The 6,790-nt window shown below is 62.3% G+C and carries 6 protein-coding genes and 1 pseudogene; 2 read left to right on the top strand and 5 right to left on the bottom strand.

Annotation, left to right across the window (positions count from 1 at the left end):
- Both RMO57_RS11430 and RMO57_RS11425 read left to right on the top strand, forming a co-directional pair.
- Positions 1-496: glucokinase (locus RMO57_RS11430; RefSeq protein ID WP_310386712.1), on the top strand; the 496-nt coding region annotated here is incomplete at its 5' end.
- Between the two features lie 312 nt (positions 497-808).
- Positions 809-3,598, top strand: a complete 2,790-nt coding sequence (locus RMO57_RS11425) for a TonB-dependent receptor (RefSeq protein WP_310386710.1) — start codon at positions 809-811, stop codon at positions 3,596-3,598.
- A 284-nt stretch (positions 3,599-3,882) separates the two neighbouring features.
- Here the strand turns inward: RMO57_RS11425 and RMO57_RS11420 are convergent, their stop codons facing one another.
- The 5 genes and pseudogenes from RMO57_RS11420 to RMO57_RS11400 form a co-directional block, all read right to left on the bottom strand.
- On the bottom strand, positions 3,883-4,692 hold the full coding sequence (locus tag RMO57_RS11420; RefSeq protein ID WP_310386709.1) for a hypothetical protein: 810 nt from the start codon (positions 4,690-4,692) through the stop codon (positions 3,883-3,885).
- On the bottom strand, positions 4,692-5,705 hold the full coding sequence (locus RMO57_RS11415) for a hypothetical protein (RefSeq protein ID WP_310386707.1): 1,014 nt from the start codon (positions 5,703-5,705) through the stop codon (positions 4,692-4,694). The genes RMO57_RS11420 and RMO57_RS11415 overlap by 1 nt, the downstream gene beginning before the upstream one ends.
- Positions 5,706-5,831: 126 nt before the next feature.
- A complete protein-coding gene (locus RMO57_RS11410) occupies positions 5,832-6,065 on the bottom strand; it encodes a DUF2805 domain-containing protein (protein WP_310386705.1) in 234 nt (77 codons plus the stop codon).
- 32 nt (positions 6,066-6,097) lie between these two features.
- Positions 6,098-6,454: pseudogene (locus RMO57_RS11405) on the bottom strand (adenine phosphoribosyltransferase); the annotation flags it as partial.
- A 69-nt stretch (positions 6,455-6,523) separates the two neighbouring features.
- A partial coding sequence (locus RMO57_RS11400; RefSeq protein WP_310386703.1) for a thioredoxin family protein occupies positions 6,524-6,790 on the bottom strand: 267 nt, incomplete at its 5' end.

Below are 6,790 nucleotides of genomic sequence, written 5' to 3'. Positions count from 1 at the left end.
GGGCGAAGGTGGGCACATGACGCTGGCGCCTGCGGATGCCTTCGAGAGCGAATTGCTCGCGCATATGCGGCGCAGCTTCGAGCATGTCTCAGCCGAGCGTTTGCTGTCCGGCATTGGCTTGCCGCTGTTGCATGGCGCGGTGGCGGCGGTGCGTGCGGCGCCGGACTACCAAGCACTCAGTGCCGAGTTGATCGTTGAGCGCGGCTTGGCGGGTGCGGACGCGATCTGCACCGAAACCCTGGATGTGTTTTGCGCCTTGCTCGGGGGCTTTGCCGGCAATGTGGCACTGACCTTGGGTGCGCGCGGCGGCGTTTATATCGGCGGCGGCATCGTGCCTCGCCTGGGCGAGCGCTTCTTTGCCTCGCGCTTTCGCGAGCGCTTCGAAGCCAAGGGACGCTTTCGCGACTATCTGGCCACTATCCCGACCGCCTTGATCACCGACACCCTGGCGGCGCTGAGTGGGACGGCGCTGGCACTTGAGCAGCAGCATGATTGACGCAGATGCAATTTCCATCCATGGTGCTCCGCAGAAAGAAATGTAGTCACGCTACATTTTTGACATCGGGAATCGATCTTCAAGTGGTTTATTGCCCAATTAACCGACGCAACCTAGGGTAAACCCGGGTATTTTTACTGTAGTTTCGATGAAATAGGTAGTAGTAAAGCAACGACTAGGGTTTACGTTTGTATGAACAAAATCTAGTTTTGGTACAAATGAGCTTGAGACGTTCGGATCTCCATCCCTTCACACAACCCCTGAGTTGTCTAGGTCCACCCTTTGTTTATTGACGCTTGAGGAGACAAATCAATGAGTACTTCCGCAGAGAAGCGCAAGCAGCTGTCCGCACTGCAGCGCGAAATTTTCAAGATCAAACCGGTGGCCATCGGCTGCGGTTTGTTGGCTTTTGCCTCGGCTGGCTTTGCCCAGACGGCCCCGGTCACGCCCAACACGCTGGAGACCGTCACCGTGACCGGTATCCGCCGCGGCATTGAGGCGGCCATCTCGATCAAGAAGAATTCGGACAATATCGTCGAGGCGGTCTCCGCCGAAGACATCGGCAAGCTGCCCGACAACAGCATCGCCGAGTCGATCTCGCGCCTGCCGGGTTTGTCGTCGCAGCGTTCGGCCGGCAGCGCGCAGGTGATCAGCGTGCGCGGCTTGTCGCCCGACTTCGCCACCACCTTGCTGAATGGCCGCGAGTTGGTCTCCACCGGCGACAACCGTTCGGTCGAGTTTGACCAGTACCCGTCCGAGCTGCTGAGCGGTGTGACCGTGTACAAGACGCCGAGCGCCGCCATGGTCGGTCAGGGCCTGTCCGGCACGATGGATATGCAGACCGTGCGGCCCTTGAATTTCGGCAAGTCGGTGGTGGCCTTGAACGCCCGCGCGAGCCAGAACTCGCTGGGTTCGGCCGCCAACGCATCCGATCGCGGCAACCGCTTCAGCGCCAGCTATATCGATCAATTTGCCAACCGCACGATTGGCCTGGCGATCGGTTTCGCGCACCAAGAAACGCCGGTACAAGAAAACCAGACCGGCACCTATGAGCCTTTCTTTGCCAACCCCTCGGACGGCGGCAAGCGCCCCGGTGTGGTCGCGGGCGCCTACCTGACCGACGGTGTCAAGGCGCTGCGTCGCACCGGCGAGACCAAGCGTGATGGCCTGATGGCGACGCTGGAGTGGAAGCCCTCGGCCGACTTCAGCAGCACCGTGGATCTATTTGCCTCGCGGGCCACCAAGGAAGACACGTCCAACCAGTTCGAGTCGCATCTCTACTACAACGGCGACTACCCTTGCCAGCCGGCTTGTAACTGGAACTCGTCCACCGTCAACGCCAGCAACACGGTGGTCGGCGGCGTCGTCACCAATGTCTACCCGCTGGTGCGCGGCCAATACAACAAGCGTGAAGACGATATCAAGGCGATCGGCTGGAACAATGCCTTCAAGCTCGGCGGCGCCTCCATGGTGGCCGACCTCGGCTACTCCAAGGCCACGCGCGATGAGCTCTACCTTGAGAACAACACCCAGTTGATGCCGTACAAGCAGTTGGATGTGCTGACCGTGGCCTTCCCGAACGACGGCTTCATGACCATGAATCCGGCGCGCAACTACTCGGACCCGAGCAAGCTCTTTCTGCGCAACAGCATTTACGGCTCCGGTTACGGCCGCACGCCCAGCGTGGAAGACGAGCTGAAGAGCTTCAAGCTGGCCGGCAAAATCCCGGCGCCGGAGTCCATGAGCGGCTATTTGGCCGACTTCGATATCGGCTTCAACTACGCCGATCGTTCGAAGAAGAAGCGTCAGCCCGAGGGCAATATCAACCTCGGTGCGCAGGGCGAAACCACCATCGCGTCGGAGCTGCAGTACGCGCCGGTCGACCTCGGCTTTGCGGGGTCCAATCTGGCGTCCATCCCGGCCTGGAATGTGCCGGGCTCGGTCGCCAAGTACATGACCTTCAACCCCAGCGAGACCTCGGCGGCCTACCTGATCGCCAAGGCCTGGAATGTCTACGAGAAGACCAGCACCGGCTACGCGATGGCCAATCTGGACTCGACGCTGAGCGGCGGCGTGAGCTTGCGCGGCAATATCGGTGTGCAGGTTCAGCATATTGACCAATCCTCCAGCGCCAACTACTGGGACGGCACCGCACCAGCCGGCCAGGAAGTCAAGCCATTCAGCGACGGCAAGACCATGACCGAGGTGTTGCCCAGCATGAACCTGGTGTTCGGCCTGGGCAATGACCAGAACGTCCGCTTCGGTGCTGCCGTGCAAACCGCCCGTCCGCGGGTTGACCAGCTGCGTGCCGCTTTGGACTTCGACATCGACAAGGCCAGCGGCAAGCCCAGCGCCAACGGCGGCAACCCGCGCCTGGATCCTTGGAAGGCCAATGCCTTCGATCTGTCCTACGAGAAATACTACGCGACCAAGGCCTATGTGGCCGTGGCCGGTTACTACAAGGACTTGAAGACCTATATCTACGAAGACAGCCGCGAAGTCGATTTCTCGCCATTCGTGGCCGGCTTTGTACCGGGACCCGGCTCGCCGCCTGCGCAAACCAAGGGCCAATACCGCTCGGCCTTCAATGGCAACGGTGGCAAGCTGCAAGGGGTTGAGGTGTCAGCCTCATTGCCCTTCAATTTGTTGAGCCCGGTGATGAATGGCTTTGGCTTGACCGCCAGCTACAGCTACACCACCAGCAATATCAAGATCAAACCTGATCCAGGCAGCGTCAGCGCTGTCGGTGAGGCTGACATCACCTTGCCGGGCCTCTCCAAGAATGTCGCCAACCTGACTTTCTACTATGAGAACTCGGGCTTTGAGGCCCGTATCAGCCAGCGCATGCGCTCCGACTTCATCGGTGAAATCGGCAACTTCAATGGCAACCGGACCGTGCGTTATGTGGTGGGCGAGAGCATCACCGACGCGCAAATCGGCTACAACTTCAACCAAGGCAGCCTGAAGGGCTTAGGCCTGCTGTTGCAAGTCACCAACTTGGGTGATGCCGCCAACCAGACCTATGCCGGCACCAAGGATAGGCCGCTGGAGTACATCAAGTGGGGCCGCACAGTCTTGCTGGGTGCCAACTACAAGTTCTGAGCCCGCGCACAGCGCAGCGCCTGCGCGCTGCGGTGTGGCTGGCGAAGGACGCGGCGCCTACGAGCGCAGCGGCTGAGCCCGCGCACAGCGCAGCGGCTGAGCCCGCGCAAGCACAGTGTGCTTGCGCGGGCTTTTTTGTTGTTTGGCTTTGGCCTTCATCCCATCCATCCCCTTCGTCCCCTTCATCCTGGCTGAATACTTTTTTGCCTGGATGGCGGGCCGCCCATCACCCCGAGGCGCCAGAGAGCGCCGCGCATCGGCGGCTGCAGGTTTGGCCAGTGGGCTCAAAACGTACGCAGCACCCCCACCTCAAGCCCCGCACTGCGCAGCTCATGCCTTGGCTGCAAGGCGCCGCCCACCGCCACCCCTTGCCGCCACAGCGTGGTCGCATCACCCGCGCCAATGCGCTCGCCGCGCCAGCGCAGACCCAGGCTGCTGCGCCAGCCTTCGGCCCAAGGCGCAGATAGCCACTGCAGCTGCAGTTCGGCCTGCCGCATAACGCCGGTTCGCAGCGTCACTGGGTCGGCAATCGGCAGATCAATGCGCACCCGCCCACCCGGGCCACCGCCAACCCAAGCGGCCAGGCGCCAGCGCGATTCGCCCCAAGCGGCGCCCTCGGCCAGCGCACCCAGTGCATAGACCCAATGCCGGTGCCGCTCCGGGTAGCCCAGCACCGCGCCCGTCGAAGCCAGCTCGCGCCGCGTCGCTTGGCGCTGCGCCCGCAGGCCCAGCTTGATCCCGCCCAACAGCGGGCGCTGCACACTCAAGGTCGATTCATCCATGCGCAGGCTGCTGTGCGTTTGCACCGCAGCGCCACGGTTGCTGAGGCCCGCGTAATCTCGCTCGCCGACGGCATGGCGCCAAGACAGCTCACCGGACCAAGACCCGCAAGCCGCGCTCAAGGCCAATGCGGCCTCGGGCAGCCGCCCCTGCTCGCGCAGCAAACGCCGACCCTCAGCGTCATGCTCGTTCCAGCGGCTGTCTTGGGCGCCCGCCGATAGCGCTGCGGCGTCGACGCCACAGGCCGCCTGCGCGGGCCTCACCCAGGCGATGGGCAAGGCCACCCAAGCAGCCAGCAGCGCTGCTCGCCACATCAGTTCAGTTCGCTCCAGGCCTTGTTGACGCTGGTCTCGAAGCTGCCGTTGCCGTCGGCGTCAAGTTCAATCAACACCCGGCCATTGGGCTGCACCGTCATTTGCACGACGCTGTTGGCGGCCCCCTTGATGACCACCTTGCCGGCTGTCGGGTGGTCAAGTGCGGCCGGGATCAATAACGAGATCGGCGTCTCGATTCCGATCGTCTTGCCTTCCAAGGCGCTGCCCGACAGCGTACCGCGCAGGCCGGCACCCTGAAAGACCTGGCTTTTGTCCTGAAAGCTGACGCTGGTGATGGCAAAGTCGCTCATCGTCTGCTGATAGTCGACCGTTCCCAAGCGGCCGTTGCTGCTGAAGCTGGCAGCCTCGACCACAATGCTGGAGTCCTTTGGACTGGTCGCGCCAATGCTCAGCTTGAGCTCACCTTGACCGGTGGTGGAGCCTATAGGCGTTGTGACGGAGAAGTTATCCAGCTTCATCGTGAAGACGGCGCTGAAGCTGCTGGAGTCGAACACTCCGATCAACTTGAGCAGCTTGATCTCCATCCGGCCCGCCGTCACCACGCCATCTTCCTTGCAGGCGCTGAACACCATCACCCCACTGTCGCCTTCATCGGCCTGGCCATTGTTGTTGATGTCATTGGTCGTGATGTCGATCTTGCCGCCGCCGCTGCAGGGCTCGGATTCGTTGATGACCGCGCCGGCCACCAGGGCCGGGCGCTTGAACTGCTTCAGCAGGCCGGGGAATTGCTGCACGGCGGCCTGCATGGCCGACGGCGCGGCGCTGGCTTGCGCGCCGCTCAACAAGTCGCCCGACGTCATCAGGTAATTGCCTGCCGTCACCGCTTGCTGCGCCGCTGCCTGGTAGTTGCTGGCCGTTAACGCCAATGCCTTTTCGGGCGCCGGCGGCACCGGCGTGGGCTCACTGCTGCCGCCGCCACCACATGCGCTCAAGGCCGCAACCGCTAACACCGAAGCCAAGGGGCCTCGGCCCACTGAAAATTTGACGGTCATGAAGAAAACTCCCTGTTTTAAGCCGCCCTTGCTGGGCCGCGCGGAGAGTCTATCGGCGCTTGCGCCGTTCTCTATGACAACAAGTAACCCCCTGATGGGGGGTATGCCAATGGGGCTGCCGGCGCTTCAGCGCCCGTGCGGAAAAGTCGACTTGACGGTCGGCTTCTTGACGCCCTTGCCCTGGGCGACCCAGAGCTTGTAGGCGGGCGAGGTCAGCTCGCGCTTCATCAGCTGCAGCAGTTCGCCTTCGCTGATCGCATGTTCTTGCAAGACCTTGTTATAGGGCGGTTTGTCCTCAAACGCGGTAGCGATGACCCGTTTGATTTGATCGGGGCTGAGACGAGGAATTGGTTTGGCCATAGCGCGTATTGTCGATGAAGCCAAGGGGAGGCTCAAGCGCCGTCAAAGTCCAGCAAACTGAACAGCGGCAGCCCGGCCGCACGCAGCTTGGCCGAGCCGCCCAGCTCGGGCAGGTCGACGATGGCGCCGCATTCGATCAGCTCGGCGCCCAGGCGCTGCAACAGCCGCGCTCCCGCCAGCATGGTGCCGCCGGTGGCGACCAGATCGTCAATCAGCACGATGCGCTCGCCCGGCTTGACGGCATCGGCATGGATCTCCACCGTGGCGCTGCCGTATTCCAGCTCATAACTCTCCGCCACCGTGGTAAACGGCAGCTTGCCTTTTTTGCGGATCGGGATGAAGCCGACGCCCAGTTCGTAGGCCAAGACCGAGCCGATGATGAAGCCGCGCGGGGCCCGGGGGCGCCGCCTCGCCGGTCCAGCCCCGGTTGATCGCGCAGTCCTTCTGTAGCGGATTGTTCAAGCTGTTCGCGGTGCAGAACAGCATCGAGAGCGGCGTGGCTGACCTTTGCCCTTGGCACCGACAAGACGCTTGCGCACCTCACCACCATTGAAGATCAACAGTGTGGGGATGCTCATCACGTTGTAGCGCATGGCGATCTCCGGATTTTCGTCGACGTTGAGCTTGGCAATGATCAGGTGATCACCTTGCTCAGCGGCGATCTCACCCAATATCGGGGCGATCATCTTGCACGGACCGCACACTGCAGGAGCAGCTTGGCCGCC

The organism is Roseateles sp. (genome assembly GCF_031397715.1).
Taxonomy (GTDB): Bacteria; Pseudomonadota; Gammaproteobacteria; order Burkholderiales; family Burkholderiaceae_C; genus Paucibacter_A.
The sequence above is the reverse complement of the archived record's forward strand: the minus strand, read 5'-3'. Positions and strand labels throughout refer to the sequence as shown.

Bases quoted from the DNA above. Each gene is read 5' to 3' on its own strand.
- RMO57_RS11410 (WP_310386705.1), bottom strand. From the start codon at position 6,065: ATGGCCAAACCAATTCCTCGTCTCAGCCCCGATCAAATCAAACGGGTC.
- RMO57_RS11415 (WP_310386707.1), bottom strand. From the start codon at position 5,705: ATGACCGTCAAATTTTCAGTGGGCCGAGGCCCCTTGGCTTCGGTGTTA.
- RMO57_RS11425 (WP_310386710.1), top strand. From the start codon at position 809: ATGAGTACTTCCGCAGAGAAGCGCAAGCAGCTGTCCGCACTGCAGCGC.
- RMO57_RS11420 (WP_310386709.1), bottom strand. From the start codon at position 4,692: ATGTGGCGAGCAGCGCTGCTGGCTGCTTGGGTGGCCTTGCCCATCGCC.